Source organism: Mucilaginibacter oryzae (genome assembly GCF_003148845.1).
Taxonomy (GTDB): Bacteria; Bacteroidota; Bacteroidia; order Sphingobacteriales; family Sphingobacteriaceae; genus Mucilaginibacter; species Mucilaginibacter oryzae.
This window is the reverse complement of sequence record NZ_QGHA01000004.1, coordinates 70739-86481: the sequence shown is the minus strand read 5'-3', so window position 1 is coordinate 86481 and position 15743 is coordinate 70739. Positions and strand designations below refer to the sequence as shown.

At 46.1% G+C, this 15743-nt stretch carries 15 protein-coding genes; 14 read left to right on the top strand and 1 reads right to left on the bottom strand.

What is annotated here, in order from left to right; all coding sequences use genetic code 11:
• The first annotated feature begins 105 nt into the window (after positions 1-105).
• The 14 genes from ilvB (at position 106) to LX99_RS12125 (ending at position 13481) form a co-directional block, all read left to right on the top strand.
• Positions 106-1842: a biosynthetic-type acetolactate synthase large subunit gene (gene ilvB, locus LX99_RS12185; RefSeq protein WP_109608141.1), complete on the top strand. Its 1737-nt coding sequence runs from the start codon at positions 106-108 to the stop codon at positions 1840-1842.
• Positions 1843-1938: 96 nt separating this feature from the next.
• A complete protein-coding gene (gene ilvN / locus LX99_RS12180) occupies positions 1939-2589 on the top strand; it encodes an acetolactate synthase small subunit (RefSeq protein ID WP_022830318.1) in 651 nt (216 codons plus the stop codon).
• Positions 2590-2728: 139 nt separating this feature from the next.
• Positions 2729-3529 carry a DUF3592 domain-containing protein gene (locus LX99_RS12175; protein ID WP_146203113.1) on the top strand — a complete coding sequence of 267 codons (801 nt, stop codon included), beginning with the start codon at positions 2729-2731 and terminating at the stop codon, positions 3527-3529.
• Between the two features lie 78 nt (positions 3530-3607).
• Positions 3608-4666 carry a ketol-acid reductoisomerase gene (ilvC, locus tag LX99_RS12170; protein WP_022830316.1) on the top strand — a complete coding sequence of 353 codons (1059 nt, stop codon included), beginning with the start codon at positions 3608-3610 and terminating at the stop codon, positions 4664-4666.
• A gap of 60 nt (positions 4667-4726) precedes the next feature.
• Positions 4727-6196: a 3-isopropylmalate dehydratase large subunit gene (leuC, locus tag LX99_RS12165; protein WP_109608139.1), complete on the top strand. Its 1470-nt coding sequence runs from the start codon at positions 4727-4729 to the stop codon at positions 6194-6196.
• Positions 6197-6383: 187 nt separating this feature from the next.
• Positions 6384-6794 (top strand): GxxExxY protein, encoded by a 411-nt coding sequence (locus LX99_RS12160; protein WP_109608138.1) that lies wholly within the window; start codon positions 6384-6386, stop codon positions 6792-6794.
• Between the two features lie 113 nt (positions 6795-6907).
• A complete protein-coding gene (gene leuD, locus LX99_RS12155) occupies positions 6908-7498 on the top strand; it encodes a 3-isopropylmalate dehydratase small subunit (protein WP_109608137.1) in 591 nt (196 codons plus the stop codon).
• A gap of 92 nt (positions 7499-7590) precedes the next feature.
• Complete coding sequence (locus tag LX99_RS12150) at positions 7591-8391, top strand: methyltransferase domain-containing protein (RefSeq protein WP_109608136.1); 801 nt, start codon at positions 7591-7593, stop codon at positions 8389-8391.
• A gap of 41 nt (positions 8392-8432) precedes the next feature.
• Positions 8433-9503, top strand: a complete 1071-nt coding sequence (leuB, locus tag LX99_RS12145; RefSeq protein WP_109608451.1) for a 3-isopropylmalate dehydrogenase — start codon at positions 8433-8435, stop codon at positions 9501-9503.
• A gap of 118 nt (positions 9504-9621) precedes the next feature.
• Positions 9622-9936 (top strand): class I SAM-dependent methyltransferase, encoded by a 315-nt coding sequence (locus LX99_RS26070; RefSeq protein ID WP_245927902.1) that lies wholly within the window; start codon positions 9622-9624, stop codon positions 9934-9936.
• A complete protein-coding gene (locus LX99_RS26065; RefSeq protein WP_245927901.1) occupies positions 9893-10378 on the top strand; it encodes a hypothetical protein in 486 nt (161 codons plus the stop codon). Before LX99_RS26070 ends, LX99_RS26065 begins: the two co-directional genes overlap by 44 nt.
• Before the next feature lie 403 nt (positions 10379-10781).
• Complete coding sequence (locus LX99_RS12135) at positions 10782-11948, top strand: 2-isopropylmalate synthase (RefSeq protein ID WP_109608135.1); 1167 nt, start codon at positions 10782-10784, stop codon at positions 11946-11948.
• A gap of 2 nt (positions 11949-11950) precedes the next feature.
• Positions 11951-13201 (top strand): threonine ammonia-lyase IlvA, encoded by a 1251-nt coding sequence (ilvA, locus tag LX99_RS12130; RefSeq protein WP_109608134.1) that lies wholly within the window; start codon positions 11951-11953, stop codon positions 13199-13201.
• Between the two features lie 25 nt (positions 13202-13226).
• The gene (locus tag LX99_RS12125) at positions 13227-13481 is read left to right on the top strand and encodes a hypothetical protein (protein WP_109608133.1); all 255 of its coding nucleotides are present in this window, start codon (positions 13227-13229) and stop codon (positions 13479-13481) included.
• A gap of 127 nt (positions 13482-13608) precedes the next feature.
• On the opposite strand, the gene ispG is transcribed toward LX99_RS12125, so the two are convergent.
• On the bottom strand, positions 13609-15699 hold the full coding sequence (gene ispG, locus LX99_RS12120) for a (E)-4-hydroxy-3-methylbut-2-enyl-diphosphate synthase (RefSeq protein WP_109608132.1): 2091 nt from the start codon (positions 15697-15699) through the stop codon (positions 13609-13611).
• Between the last annotated feature and the right edge of the window lie 44 nt (positions 15700-15743).

The window sequence follows — 15743 nt, the reverse complement described above, 5'->3', positions numbered from 1 at the left end:
AGTGAACGGAAACAAAGCGCGTTCATTTTAGCCAATCAGAAAAAACGAGAATAAAATCCAGTTTAGCGCCCTAAAAAGCGCTATAAACATAAAAAACTAACAGGTATGGAAACTGCACAAGAAACCTTAACCGCGCCAGCCGCCACCGAAACCGTAAACGTTTCGGGATCGGTAGCATTATTGGAAGCATTGATAGCCGAAGGTACCGACACCATTTTTGGTTACCCGGGCGGCGCTATCATGCCCATTTATGATGCTTTGTATGATTACAATGATAAACTGAACCATATACTGGTACGCCACGAGCAGGGCGGCATTCACGCCGGCCAGGGCTACGCACGTACATCGGGCAAAGTGGGTGTGGTATTCGCCACCAGCGGTCCGGGAGCAACCAACCTGGTAACAGGCTTGGCCGATGCCCAGATTGACAGCACCCCGCTTGTTTGCATCACCGGCCAGGTATTTGCGCACCTTTTAGGTACCGATGCCTTCCAGGAGACCGACGTGATCAACATCACTACCCCGGTTACCAAATGGAATTATCAGGTAACTGATGCCACCGAAATTCCGGAAGTTATTGCCAAGGCCTTTTACATTGCCCGCAGCGGCAGGCCGGGCCCGGTATTGATAGATATTACCAAAAACGCACAGATCCAGCTGTTCGATTTCCCGGGCTACCAGCCTTGTAACCATATCCGCAGCTACAGACCGAAACCGATTGTTCGTCCGCAATATATCCAACAAGCCGCCGAGCTGATCAACAGCGCTCAAAAACCTTTTATCCTGTTTGGGCAGGGCGTTATTTTGGGTAGTGCCGAACAGGAGTTTAAGGCATTTGTTGAAAAAAGCGGCATCCCGGCAGCGTGGACCATTTTAGGCGCGGGCGCTATCCCATCAGATCACCCGCAAAACGTTGGCATGTTGGGTATGCACGGTAACTACGGCCCTAACGTTTTAACTAACGAGTGCGATGTGCTGATCGCTATCGGGATGCGTTTTGATGATCGTGTAACCGGCAGACTGGATAAATATGCCAAACAGGCAAAAGTTATTCATTTAGATATCGACCCGGCCGAGATCGACAAAAACGTAAAATCAACCGTACCGGTTTGGGGCGATTGCAAGGAAACCCTTCCGATGCTTACCGCAGCCATCGAACAAAAACAACACACCGAATGGTTGGCTAAATTTAACGATTATACCCGCCAGGAAGTTGAAGCGGTTATCCATAATGAGCTTAACCCCGCTACAGAAGAAATGACCATGGGCGAGGTAATTAAGCACCTGAATGAATTAACCAACGGCGATGCCGTTATTGTAACCGATGTAGGCCAGCACCAGATGGTGGCCTGTCGCTATGCCAAATTCAACAAAACGCGCAGCAACGTTACCAGCGGTGGCCTGGGTACTATGGGCTTTGCGCTGCCTGCTGCTATAGGCGCTAAATTTGGAGCGCAAGACCGTGAGGTAGTAGCCATCATTGGCGACGGCGGTTTCCAGATGACCCTGCAGGAATTAGGTACCGTAATGCAAAGCGGTATCGATGTAAAGATCATCATCCTGAACAACCGTTTCCTGGGTATGGTGAGGCAATGGCAGGAGCTTTTCAACCAGCGTCGTTATTCGTTTGTTGATATCCAGAGCCCTGATTTTGTAACCCTGGCTTCGGCTTATGGCATCCCCGGCAAATCAATTGATAGCCGCGACGATCTGCCTTCGGCGTTGAGCGAAATGTTGAACAACAAAGGCTCGTACCTGCTTGAGGTAATTGTAACCAAAGAGAATAACGTATTCCCGATGGTACCGCAAGGATGCAGCGTAAGCGAGATCAGGTTAAAATAAAGCCAGCCCCACCCAACCCTCCCCGGGAGGGAGGGCTTTAAATATCGGGTTCAGAGATATTAATGCTTCTAAACGAGGATAAAAAAGATAATAACAATGGAAAACAACCATAAAACAAATCATAAAGTCTCCCCTGCCGGGGGAGATTTAGAGGGGGCTTCTAAAAAGGAATTTAACATCACCATATATACCGAAAACCAAATTGGTTTATTAAGCAGGATAGCTATTATATTTACACGCCGTAAAATCAATATCGATAGCCTGAATACTTCTCCGTCGGAGATTGACAGTATTCACCGCTTCAATATCGTGATTAACGAGTATGAAGAAGTAGTGCGCAAGCTTACCCGCCAGATTGAAAAACAGGTTGAGGTTTTGAAAGCATACTATCACACCAACGAAGATGTGATTTGGCAGGAATTAGCGTTATACAAAGTATCAACCGATGTAATTGCCGAAAAGGTTAGCGTTGAGCGTTTGCTGCGCGAAAACGGTGCCCGCGCGGTAGTGATACGTAAAGATTACACCGTGTTTGAAACCACCGGTCACCGCGAGGAAACCGATAACCTGATCAACATATTACAACCTTACGGCCTGATAGAATTTGTACGCAGCGCCCGTGTAGCCATCATCAAAGACAGCGAAGGCTTCAACAGCAAACTGCGCGAATTTGAAAGGCTTGAACCAGGTGAAGAGGTAATTGAAAACGAATACCTGAACCAGGGGCAGAAGGTATTTACGATGTAGAGCTTAAGGCTGAAAGCCGAAAGGTTAAAGCTAAAGCACCAGTCCCACATCAGGAAATGCCCTCCTAAGTTATTTTAGGAAAGCGTTTCCCGGTTTTGAAGAATTAAGATTGCATACCAGAGAAACAGAAATTAAATAAGTGAATAATAAAAGACAAATTGGTTGGGCAGTGTTTTACAATCTGCTTAAAGAAAAAAGGCCTTTTTCTTTTATGGGGATCACATTTACGGGCGGTGCGGTATTGATATTGCTTCCTGTAGCTTTAATTATTTCGGTAGCGGGTACACAACCCTATGAGAAATATGATAATGAAGCAATACAGAAAAACGGCATAGAAAAGAATGCTAAGATCACCTACATTCAGACAATGCAAAACGTAAGTGAGAACGGAGAACATCCGGTCACCATCAGTTATGAATATGAAAACAATGGATCTGTGGTTAAAGATAAGTTTGAAACCTTCGATCTGGAAAAGATTTCCGGTTTAGCAGTTGGAAATGAAATAAAGGTATTGAGTTACAAAAACCAATCTGTTATTAAAAACCTGAAACCTTTTAGTTTTCCATTCGGAGTGTTTTTCATTTTACCTGGTATTTTTGGATTGATGGGCGTGATTTTCTTATTTATAGGTTTTTTCCCGGCCTTAAAAAAATTCAATCTTTATAAAACCGGAATAATTAGGGACGCGAATGTAGTTTCAATATCCTCACATAATGGGACGACTACATTCAGGACATTTCAATCAAAATTCCTGGTAAATTACTATTTTTCGGATGGATTGGGCAATAAAATTTTTGGTAATTCTACTACAACTGATTTCCTTTTAGTCAACGAAAAAAAAGCTGGAGATACTGTTAAAATATTTGTAGACGAAAGCGATCAAACCAAAACATGTTTGGTACCGCGACTGGAAGCAATGAAGTACAACTGGAGTATATAAACTTAAATTAGCATAAAATAAAAATCGGTGAAATCAACTAAATCATTGAAATCACCAAAAAAATCAAATAATAAAACAATGGCAAAACTAAATTTCGGCGGCACTGAAGAAAACGTAGTAACCCGCGAAGAGTTCCCTTTATCTAAAGCTCAGGAAGTATTAAAAAACGAAGTTGTAGCGGTAATTGGCTATGGCGTACAAGGTCCTGGTCAGGCTCTGAACCAGAAAGACAATGGTATCAACGTAATTGTTGGTCAGCGTAAAGGCACCAAAACATGGGATAAAGCTATCAGCGATGGTTTTGTTCCCGGCGAAACACTTTTTGAAATTGAAGAGGCCCTTGAAAAAGGAACTGTTATCTGCTACTTATTGAGCGATGCAGCCCAGATTGCGTTATGGCCAACTGTTAAAAAACACTTAACTCCGGGTAAAGCCCTTTATTTCTCTCACGGCTTTGGTATCACTTTCAACGAGCAAACAGGAATCGTTCCTCCTGCTGATGTTGACGTATTTTTGGTTGCGCCTAAAGGTTCGGGTACTTCGTTGCGTCGTATGTTCCTGCAAGGCCGCGGCTTAAACTCAAGCTTTGCTATTTTCCAGGATGCTACCGGCAAAGCATGGGATAGGGTAATTGCATTAGGTATAGCTGTAGGTAGCGGTTACCTGTTCGAAACCGATTTCAAAAAAGAAGTATACAGCGATTTAACCGGCGAGCGCGGTACTTTAATGGGTTGTATCCAGGGTATCTTCGCTGCTCAATACGATGTATTACGTAGTAAAGGCCACACCCCGTCTGAGGCATTTAACGAAACTGTTGAAGAACTTACCCAATCATTAATGCCGCTTGTTGCTGAAAACGGTATGGACTGGATGTATGCCAACTGCTCAACTACTGCTCAGCGCGGCGCGCTTGACTGGTGGAAAAAATTCCGCGATGCTACCAAACCGGTATTTGAAGAGCTTTACGAAAGCGTTGCTACCGGTAAAGAATCTCAACGCTCTATCGATTCAAACAGCCAGCCGGATTACCGCGAAAAACTGGATGCCGAACTGAAAGAATTACGCGAAAGCGAATTATGGCAAGCCGGTAAAACAGTACGCAGCCTGCGCCCTGAAAACCAGGTTGTAGAAGCTTAAGCCAGCCCTCCTAAATCCTCCCCGGAAGGGGAGGACTTTTTAATAAATACTACAGTTATTATGAGCGAAGAAAAAAAAATAAGTAATCATGTCTCCCTCCCTACCGGGGAGGGCCGGGGTGGGGCTACATTATTTGATAAGATCTGGGATGCGCACGTCGTCAGCAGCAGCGAGGGGTTCCCGGATATTTTGTATATCGATACACATTTCATTCACGAGGTAACCAGTCCGCAGGCATTTGATGGCTTGCGTCAAAGGGGTTTACCCGTTTTCAGGCCAAAACAAACTGTGGCCACTGCCGATCATAACGTTCCTACTATCGATCAGCACTTACCTATTAAAGAAGAACTTTCACGCTACCAGGTAGATATGCTCACCAAAAACTGTAAAGAGTTTGGTGTTGAGCTATATGGCTTAGGCCACCCGTACCAGGGTATCGTTCACGTTATAGGCCCTGAGCTGGGCATCACCCGTCCGGGTGGTACTTATGTTTGCGGCGACAGCCACACTTCAACCCATGGCGCTTTCGGTGCTATTGCCTTTGGCATTGGCACATCGCAGGTTGAGCAGGTGCTGGCTACACAATGTTTACTTCAGTCGCGCCCTAAACGCATGAAAATTGAAGTGAACGGCAAATTGCAAAAAGGCGTTGGCGCTAAAGATATTATCCTTTACATCATTGCGCAGATCTCGGCTGCCGGCGGTACCGGCTATGCCGTAGAATATGCGGGCGATACCATCCGCTCGTTGAGCATGGAAGGCCGCATGACCATCTGTAATATGAGTATTGAGATGGGTGCCCGTTGCGGGTTGATCGCTCCCGACGAAACCACCATTAACTATGTAAAAGGCCGCGAATTTGCCCCTAAAGGCGAAGAGTGGGACAAAGCGGTTGCCTACTGGCAAACGCTGTACTCTGATGAGGATGCCCAATTTGACGCGGTGCTTTCATTCAAAGCAGAAGATATTGAGCCGATGATCACCTACGGAACCAATCCGGGTATGGGTATCGGCGTAACACAACACGTTCCTGAAACTGCTTCGTTCGAGGCCAAAGAGCAGGGATCATATAAAAAAGCCCTCGATTACATGGGCCTGCGCGATGACGAAACGCTATTGGGCAAACCGATAGATTACGTATTCATCGGCAGCTGCACCAACTCGCGCATTGAAGACCTGCGCCAGGTAGCCGAGTTTGTAAAAGGCAAACACAAAGCCGATAATGTTACCGTATGGGTAGTTCCGGGCTCAAAACAGGTACAGCAACAAGCCATAGCCGAAGGCCTGGACAAAATATTTAACGAAGCCGGCTTCCCGCTAAGAGAACCAGGCTGTAGCGCATGCCTTGGTATGAATGAGGATAAGATCCCCGCAGGTAAATACTGCGTATCAACCTCAAACAGAAACTTTGAAGGAAGGCAGGGACCTAACAGCCGTACTTTCCTTGCAAGCCCTTTAACAGCGGCTGCGAGTGCTATTACGGGGAAGGTTACGGATATAAGGGAGTTCCTCGCGGAGGAAGTTGTCTGAACCGGAATTAAACGAATTTGTTGAATTACACGAATTTTAGAATTTTTTGAATTGGCTTTTGAAATTCGTGTAATCCTTTAATTCGACAAATTCAGGTTCAGAAAAATAAAATAAAATGAATTTTTTGAATGGGCTTTTGAAATTCGGGAAATTCCTTAATTCAATAAATTCAGGTTCAGAAAAATAAATGGAGAATCTCAAGAAAACGCCCACGGAATTTAAAGACTGCTCAAGCAAAATCATCGGTTGTGCGATGAGGGTTCATTCAGTTTTGGGGAATGGTTTTCAGGAGGCAATTTATCAAAGGGCTTTAGAGCTTGAAATGGCTCATGAAGGCTTAGGATTTGTAAGAGAGAAGGAGATGCCGATTTTTTACAGAAACGAGCAGATTGGTACGCGACGGGTTGATTTTTTTGTTGAGGGTGAAATAATGGTTGAACTGAAAGCGATTATATTTTTGGAAGATGTTCACCTTGCCCAGGGCATTAATTACCTTGAAGCATACAATATAAAAACCGGGTTGCTCATTAATTTTGGAAGTAAGAGCCTCCAGTTTAAGCGATTATTGAATAAGAAGTATAATCCGGATAATGTCTGAACCGGAATTAACCGAATTAAAGAATGATCAGAATTAAAACCTGATTCAAAGAATTCTAAAATTCGTGTAATTTAAAAAATTCGACAAATTCCGGTTCAGAAAAAAAGAAAAGAATGGCGACTAAAATATTTAAACACGTTCAAACCACAGTGGTGCCGCTGCCTATCGAGAATATCGATACCGACCAGATCATCCCTGCAAGGTTTTTGAAAGCCACTACCCGCGATGGTTTTGGCAATAACTTGTTCCGCGACTGGCGTTTTGATGAGAACGATAACCCTAAAGAGGATTTCGTACTTAACCACCCAACTTTTAGCGGTAAAGTACTGGTAGCGGGCAAAAACTTTGGTTGCGGCAGTAGCCGTGAGCATGCTGCCTGGGCTATTTCTGATTATGGTTTCGATGCCGTAGTGAGCAGCTTTTTTGCGGATATTTTTAAAGGCAACGCCCTTAACAATGGTTTATTACCGGTACAGGTAAGCGACGATTTCCTGAAAAAGATCTTCGACGCGGTTTATGCCGATCATAAAGCCGAAATAGAGATCGACCTGGAAAGCCAGACCATCACTATCTCATCAACCGGCGAGCAGGAAAGCTTCGAGATCAATCCATACAAAAAAGCCTGCCTCATCAACGGCTACGATGATATCGACTACATCCTGAGCCAAAAAGGCAAGATTGAGGAATTTGAATTAGCGAGGTAAAAGGCGAAAGGTTAAAGGCGAAAGGTAAAAGGTCAGAAAAAAATGACTCAATGACCTAATGACTGCGAAGCAAACAATGACCGCAAATCAAAATGACTGAACAAAAACACATCCAAAGAGAAGGCAAAGGTACCGCCAAATTATTCGATGAACGGAGTTTAGCGAATGATTATGCTACCCTTGCCCCTATGCTTAGGCCGGGCCTGAGGGTATTGGATGTGGGTTGTGGTACAGGCGCTATATCTAAGGATATAGCGATGCTGGTTGGTGAAAGCGGTTATGTTACGGGTATTGATAATACGGCCTATTTTATTGAGAGCGGTAAGGAAACTTATGCCCCGGTAAAAAACATGGATCTGATCTATGCCGATCTGTTTAGCTTTGAACCTGGCGAGCAGTACGACCTGATCGTATCTGCGCGGGTGCTGCAATGGCTCAGCAACCCGGTTGAGGCTTTGAAGAAAATGTATTCATTGGTGAAACCTGGTGGTATGGTATCCATTTTGGATTACAACCACGAGGCTTTGCAATGGCAGCCGCAGCCGCCGGTAAGTATGCAGCGCTTTTATGCTACCTTTTTAAGGTGGCGGGGCGATGCAGGTATGAACAACCATATTGCCGAAGACCTGCCCGGCTATTTGCAGGAAGCAGGTTTTACCAACATCGAAACCTTTGATGCCGATGAGGTTTACCTGCAAGGTGAAGCCAATTTTATAAGCAAAGTCGGCATCTGGGCCAAGGTAGCCCAATCCAAACAAATGGTTGAGGAAGGTTACATCGACGATGAATTGCGCCTGCTGGCTATTGATGAGTACACCCAATGGGTAGAAACCAAGGCCGAGCAAATGGTGATGAAATTAAAAGAAGTAAGAGGAACAAAAAATAATAATTAACTCAAAAATTCCCCCTTTAGGGGGTTAGGGGGCTTATGGGAATTAAAAAACACATTTTAGTAATACCCGGCGACGGGATAGGCCCCGAGGTTACCACCTGGGGTAAAGCAGTTTTAGAAAAGATCGGTCAGGATTTCGGCCACGAATTTACGTTCGATGAAGCCCTGATGGGCCACGCTGGCATCGAGGCAACCGGCAATCCGCTGCCTGATGAAACGCTGGAAAAAGCTAAAGCAAGCGATGCTATCCTGTTTGGCGCTATCGGTCATATCAAATATGATAACGATCCGTCGGCTAAGGTACGCCCGGAGCAGGGATTGTTGAAGATCCGTAAAGAGCTTGGCCTGTATGCCAACCTACGCCCTATTATGCTGTTTGATGAGCTTCTGGATGCATCAAGCCTGAAGCCCGAAATATTGAAAGGTACTGATATCCTTTTCTTCCGCGAGCTGACCGGCGACGTTTACTTCGGAGAGAAAAAACGCAGTGAAGACAGGAATACCGCTTCCGACCTGATGATTTACTCTCGTTACGAGGTTGAACGCATCGCCATCAAAGCTTACGAGGCGGCACGGGTGCGCGGCAAAAGGTTATGTTCGGTTGATAAGGCAAACGTACTGGAAGCTTCACGCCTGTGGCGCGAAGTGGTACAGGAAATTGCCAAACAATACCCTGATGTTGAAACCGAGCACATGTTTATCGATAACGCGGCCATGCAGCTGGTTAAAAACCCTAAAAAGTTTGATGTGGTATTAACCGCCAACCTTTTCGGTGATATTTTGACCGACGAAGCTTCGCAAATTGCAGGTTCGATGGGTATGCTGGCTTCAGCTTCGGTAGGTGATGGTACCGGTTTTTTTGAGCCGATCCACGGTTCGGCACATGATATTGCCGGCCAGGACAAGGCTAACCCGCTGGCCTCTATCCTATCGGTTGCACTGATGCTCGAAATCAGCTTCGGTCTGAAGGAGGAAGCCAAAAAGATAACCGACGCTATTGATAAAGCGCTGAAAGACGGCTACCGCACCGGCGATATCGCTGATGCCAATACCGACAAAGCCAAAATTTTAGGCACCACGGCTATGGGCCAAAAAGTGCTTGAATATTTATAAGCCCCACCCAAACCCTCCCCGGGAGGGAGGGCTTAAAAAAGGGAACTTAATAATATTATATAAAAAAATAACATAAAAAAGTCTCCCCTACCGGGGGAGATTTAGAGGGGGCTGATACATGAAATGGAACGCTGATTTATACGACCAAAAACACGCCTTCGTATTTAAATACGGAGAGGATGTGTTGGAGTTTCTGGATGTGAAACCTGGTGAGCGCATCCTCGATCTGGGTTGCGGTACAGGCCATTTAACCAAACAAATCCAGGATAAAGGCGCCATTGTAAAAGGCACCGACTATTCGCCCGAAATGATAGCGCAGGCTAAACAGCTTTACCCGGATGTTGATTTCGCGGTGGAGAACGCGGCCGATTTTTACACCGACGAGAAATATGATTGCCGTATTCTCGAACGCGGCCCTGCACTGGGTACTTGATGCGAACGGCGCAATCCGCAGCGTATTCAACAGCCTGAAAAAGGGTGGCAGATTTGTTGCGGAGATGGGTGGCAAAGGCAACGTTGAACGCCTGATCCACGCCACCAAACAAGTACTGCACAATCATGGCTACAATGAAAAAGCTGATACCAAAGTTTGGTACTTCCCGTCAGTAGGCGAATACACTACCAAGCTGGAAGAGCACGGTTTCAGGGTTACTTATGTAATTCATTACGACCGTAAAACCCCGCTTCAGGATGGCCACCAGGGCGTAGCCAAATGGATCACTATGTTTGGCGCACAATTTTTAGACGGGATCCCGGCAGATGAGAAAGAACAGATCCTGGCCGAGATCACCAAAAAGCTCGAACCTTTTTATAACGAGAACGGCCAATGGTACGCCGATTATAAAAGGTTAAGGTTCATTGCAGTGAAAGAGTAAATAGAGGACGAAGAAAATCGCTTTTAGAACACGAGGCTCCTATGGAGCCGGGAGAACGGAGCAAAACATAACTATAAAACACGATACTCCTAACGGAGTTATAAAAGTACCCCAGAGGGGTAACGTGTTTATAGCAGGAGATTGAAAGAATTTTAAGGCTCCATAGGAGCCACGTACCGCCGATTTGTAAAAGCGATTTCGAGGAATTTGAGATATGAGATTTTTTTCTCTAACTTGAATGTCCGCTCTAAAAAGATATGAGACGTGAGATTTGAGACATGAGATTTCTATCTATCTCAAACCTTACTTCTCACAAAAAATAAAAGGAACAAAAAACAATAACACTGATGATTAGGCATGAGTCTCAAATCTCATATCTAACATCTCAAATCTAAAATAAGATATGTTACACGATCCCAACCGCGTTTATGTTTTTGATACCACGCTTCGTGATGGCGAGCAGGTACCGGGTTGCCAGTTAACAACCCCCGAAAAGATTGAGATAGCTAAGGAACTGGAACTGCTGGGCGTGGATATCATTGAAGCAGGTTTCCCGGTTTCAAGCCCGGGCGACTTCCAGAGCGTCGTTGAAATTTCAAAGGCTGTTAAAGAGCCTACCGTTTGCGCGCTTACCCGTGCCAACAAAGGCGATATTGATGCCGCTGTAGCATCGCTGCAATATGCCAAACGTCCGCGCATCCATACGGGTATCGGCTCGTCGGATATGCATATTAAGCACAAATTTAACAGCACCCGCGAAGAGATTTTGGAGCGCGCTGTTGAAGCTGTGAAATACGCCAAAAAATCGGTTGAGGACATTGAGTTTTATGCCGAAGATGCCGGCCGTGCCGATGTGGTTTATCTGGCCCAGATGGTTGAGGCCGTTATAGCTGCAGGCGCTACCGTGGTGAACATCCCGGATACCAATGGCTACTGCCTGCCGGATCAATACGGCGCCAAGATCAGGTTTCTGAAAGAGAACGTTAAAAATATTGATCAGGCTATCATTTCGGTACATTGCCATAACGACCTGGGCTTGGCTACTGCCAACTCCATAGCCGGTTTGCAAAACGGTGCCCGCCAGATTGAAGGTACCATTAATGGTATTGGCGAGCGCGCAGGTAACACCTCGATAGAAGAGGTGGTGATGATTCTGAAAACGCACCATACCTTAGGCCTGCATACCAATATCGATTCGAAAAAATTCTACGAGCTGAGCCAGATGATCCGTACGCAGATGCGGATGCCGGTACAGCCAAATAAAGCTATTGTAGGTGCCAACGCCTTTGCACACAGCTCGGGCATTCACCAGGACGGCTTCCTGAAAATGCGTGAAAATTACGAGATCATTCGACCTGAAGATGTAGGCTTTCCGAGCGCCACAATAGTGCTAACCGCGCGCAGCGGCAGGCATGCTCTGAAATTCCATCTGGAGCGTTTAGGATATACGCTGGATAAGGAAGAACTTGCTTTTGTTTACAATAACTTTTTAACGCTTGCCGATAGCAAGCTTGACATCAATGACCAGGATTTGCAAAGCCTGATGGCGCACCGACTGGTAAAAAATTAACAATGGAAACTGATACAAAAGGCCTGCTTGATTTTGAAGCGGCATACCAGCGGGTAAAGGATGTTGTGAAACATACCCCGCTGCAATATAACGCCGGGCTTTCGGCAAAATACGAGTGTGAGGTTTATTTAAAGCGCGAAGACCTGCAGGTTGTGCGCTCATACAAATTGCGCGGCGCCTATAATATGATCAGTCAGCTGAATGATGATGAGTTGAGCCGTGGCGTGGTTTGCGCCAGCGCGGGGAACCATGCCCAGGGCGTAGCCTTTTCGTGCAATAAAAAAAATATTAAAGGCGTAATTTTTATGCCCGAAATTACCCCCAAACAAAAGGTTAAACAAACCGCCATGTTTGGCAACGGTAATATTGAGATTGTGCTTACCGGCGATACGTTTGACGATTGCCTGGCCGAAGCGCTCATTTACACCGAAAAAAATAAAATGACCTTCATCCCCCCTTTCGATAATTACCGGATTATTGAAGGCCAGGGAACCGTGGGTGTTGAAATACTGCAAGACTTACCCGATGTAGAAGTGGCTATTATGCCTATCGGTGGTGGCGGCTTTGCATCAGGCACAGGCACCTATCTTAAAAATAACAACCCGAACATCCACCTGATAGGCGTTGAGCCTGAAGGTGCCCCATCAATGCTGGGCGCTATCAACCATGGCAAGCCCATCACCCTGGATGAGATAGACCGCTTTGTTGACGGAGCCGCCGTAAAACGTGTAGGCGCCTTAACCTACGAGATCTGCAAAGAGATCCTGGATGATATGCTGCTGGTACCCGAAGGAAAGATCTGCACCACCATCCTGAAATTGTACAACGAGGATGCCATTGTAGTTGAACCGGCCGGCGCGCTATCGGTAGCCGCGCTTGATACCTGCAAAGAGCAGATCAAGGGCAAAAAGGTAGTTTGCATCATCAGCGGCGGCAACAACGATATTGCCCGCATGCAGGAGATCAAGGAAAAATCGCTGTTGTACGAGGGATTGAAACATTACTTCATCGTAAGGTTCCCGCAACGTCCGGGTGCTTTAAAACTGTTTGTGACCAATGTATTAGGCCCCGGAGATGATATTACCCGTTTTGAGTTTATCAAAAAGAATGAAAAGGAAAACGGCCCCGCGCTGGTAGGCATCGAGTTGAAAAACGCGGAGGATTACCCGGCACTGTTACAGCGGATGCACACGCATAGGTTTAATGTGATTGAATTGAATAAGGATCAGACTTTGTTTGAGTATTTGGTGTAGCTTAGTTTTTCCTGTTAAAAACAAAATGGAACCTACCGCACACTGGAACTTTCAGACCTCGGTAATCGACGGGCACCGTTACGACATCGATGGCTTAAACGTCTGGGATTTTGATTGGAAATCAACCGGCGAGAGCTTCTCCGCAAACGACCCAATTTATAACAATACCATCATTGTTGTAGTATATGAGATAAGTTCCGGTACCAGGAGTGTACAATTTGGCGCGGTTGAAGTTTCAAACCTTATCTGGCTTATTTATCAAAAGGCGGATAATAGCTGAAGCCAACACTCAATTATACGCTTATACAAGCTTCAAAAAGTTTAATACAAAGAAGAGAGCCGGATCAACTACCCGGCTCTCTTTATATTCTGCTAATTCTAAAATTCTGTAAATTCTGATTCAGACATTATTCAGCCACTTCTACATCAATCCAATTCCCATCAGCTTTTATGATATTGATCAACTCATCAAGCGCATTGGCCGAACTGATATTCTTTTTCACCGCCTCTTTACCGCGGTAAAGGGTAATCTTATCCGTACCCGACCCTACATAGCCATAATCGGCATCGGCCATTTCGCCGGGGCCATTTACTATACAGCCCATAATACCAATTTTTAACCCTTTCAGGTGACTGGTACGGCTGCGGATCATCTGGGTAGTGATCATCAGATCGAATAGCGTACGTCCGCAGCTCGGGCATGAAATATATTCTGTTTTGGAGATCCGTGAGCGGGTAGCCTGCAAAATACCAAAAGCGGTGGAGGTGATTACACCGGTAGGTAATTCAGGAGCATCTATCCAGATGCCATCACCAAAGCCATCAACCAACAAAGCGCCGATGTCTGTTGAAGCGTAGAGCTGCAGTTTAGAAACAGCAGCTTCTAAATCAGCCCCCTCTAAATCTCCCCCGGTTGGGGAGACTTTTTGCGTTAAAGCCCTCCCTTCCGGGAAGGGTTGGGTGGGGCTGCTGTAACTCCTCTTCACAATCACCGGTACATCCAACCCTAATTCTTCCATTTTAAAGAAGAAGGCGCGCTGCTCGGCCATTCCGTGCAGGGCTTCGGTTTCCAATACCAACACTAATGAGTTATCCAGGGGGATCGACCCAAAAGCATCCGAATCAATATCGGCAGGCTGCAGCCTCACCATGTTCAGCTTTGACGAACGGTCGACGTCGCCAATATATTCCTGCAAGGTAAATACCGGGTGGCAGTTGGTTTTATCGGCCAGTTTAAGCCAGGTGTTGTAATTATATAACTGTTTCAAATTGCCCGGCAAGTTGAACGACGGCAACTCATCGGCTAAGTAAACAAAATCAACCGACGCTTCGGCCATGTTATATTTATCCAGCAGCGGCGAGTACAGGTAACCGGCCTCGTTCAAAACAGCCGGATCTTTCAGGTTCTTTTTTGATAGATCAATCACCACGCGCGGCACCAAGTGCCCGCCAATAAAAGCGTTGGCCTCGTAGGTTTCGCGCTTTTTGTAGTTATAGGGAGAATGAGCCCCCTCTAAATCTCCCCCGGTTGGGGAGACTTTGGGTTTTAAGCCCCTCTCCCCCGGAGAGGGGTTTGGGGTGAGGCTTTTCCGCTCCGTGTAACGGCGAACTAATTCAATCGCTACAGGTGCTTCTGCTTCAGGTTCTTCGGTTAGGGATACGCGTACGGTATCGCCGAGGCCATCCTCTAACAAAGTACCTATACCTACGGCAGATTTAATGCGGCCGTCTTCGCCATCGCCGGCTTCGGTTACACCAAGGTGCAGGGGATAATTCATTCCTTCGGCAACCATGGTTTCAACCAGTAAACGGTAGGCTTGTACCATTACCTGCGGGTTGCTCGATTTCATGGAGATCACAAGGTTATAGTAATTCAACTGCTCGCACATCCGCATAAATTCCATTGCCGACTCTACCATGCCTTGCGGGGTATCGCCGTAGCGGCTCATGATCCTGTCGCTCAGCGAGCCGTGGTTGGTACCTATACGCATGGCGGTGCCATACTCTTTACACACTTTTACCAGCGGGGCAAACTTTTGGAAAATGCGTTCCAGCTCGCACTGGTATTCCAGGTCGGTATAATCTATCTGGTCGAATTTCTTTTTATCGGCGTAGTTGCCGGGGTTTACGCGTACTTTTTCAACTATGCGGGCGGCTACCTCGGCAGCATTGGGGGTAAAGTGGATATCGGCAACCAGCGGCACGGTGTAGCCACGGGCACGGAGCTGCTTTTTAATTTCGGCCAGGTTTTGGGCCTCTTTGATGCTGGGCGCCGTGATACGCACATACTCGCAACCGGCATCAACCATGCGGATGGTTTGCTCAACGGTACCAATGGTATCCATGGTATCGGTAGTAGTCATGCTTTGTATGCGGATTGGATTATTGCCGCCCATGGGCACATCGCCGATATTAACCTCGCGGGTAACAAAACGCGAATATTCGGTTAAGGAGTTACAATAACGACCGGGCAGCACTTTAACAGCATCAGTATTCATCAGTGATGGAAATTAATATAATGCAAATTTAGTGAATATGTTGA

Coding starts and splice junctions, on each gene's coding strand:
- leuC (WP_109608139.1), top strand. CDS start 4,727: ATGAGCGAAGAAAAAAAAATAAGTAATCATGTCTCCCTCCCTACCGGG.
- LX99_RS26065 (WP_245927901.1), top strand. CDS start 9,893: ATGATTGCCGTATTCTCGAACGCGGCCCTGCACTGGGTACTTGATGCG.
- ilvB (WP_109608141.1), top strand. CDS start 106: ATGGAAACTGCACAAGAAACCTTAACCGCGCCAGCCGCCACCGAAACC.
- ilvN (WP_022830318.1), top strand. CDS start 1,939: ATGGAAAACAACCATAAAACAAATCATAAAGTCTCCCCTGCCGGGGGA.
- LX99_RS12135 (WP_109608135.1), top strand. CDS start 10,782: ATGTTACACGATCCCAACCGCGTTTATGTTTTTGATACCACGCTTCGT.
- ispG (WP_109608132.1), bottom strand. CDS start 15,699: ATGAATACTGATGCTGTTAAAGTGCTGCCCGGTCGTTATTGTAACTCC.
- ilvC (WP_022830316.1), top strand. CDS start 3,608: ATGGCAAAACTAAATTTCGGCGGCACTGAAGAAAACGTAGTAACCCGC.
- ilvA (WP_109608134.1), top strand. CDS start 11,951: ATGGAAACTGATACAAAAGGCCTGCTTGATTTTGAAGCGGCATACCAG.
- leuD (WP_109608137.1), top strand. CDS start 6,908: ATGGCGACTAAAATATTTAAACACGTTCAAACCACAGTGGTGCCGCTG.
- LX99_RS12160 (WP_109608138.1), top strand. CDS start 6,384: ATGGAGAATCTCAAGAAAACGCCCACGGAATTTAAAGACTGCTCAAGC.
- LX99_RS26070 (WP_245927902.1), top strand. CDS start 9,622: ATGAAATGGAACGCTGATTTATACGACCAAAAACACGCCTTCGTATTT.
- LX99_RS12150 (WP_109608136.1), top strand. CDS start 7,591: ATGACTGAACAAAAACACATCCAAAGAGAAGGCAAAGGTACCGCCAAA.
- LX99_RS12125 (WP_109608133.1), top strand. CDS start 13,227: ATGGAACCTACCGCACACTGGAACTTTCAGACCTCGGTAATCGACGGG.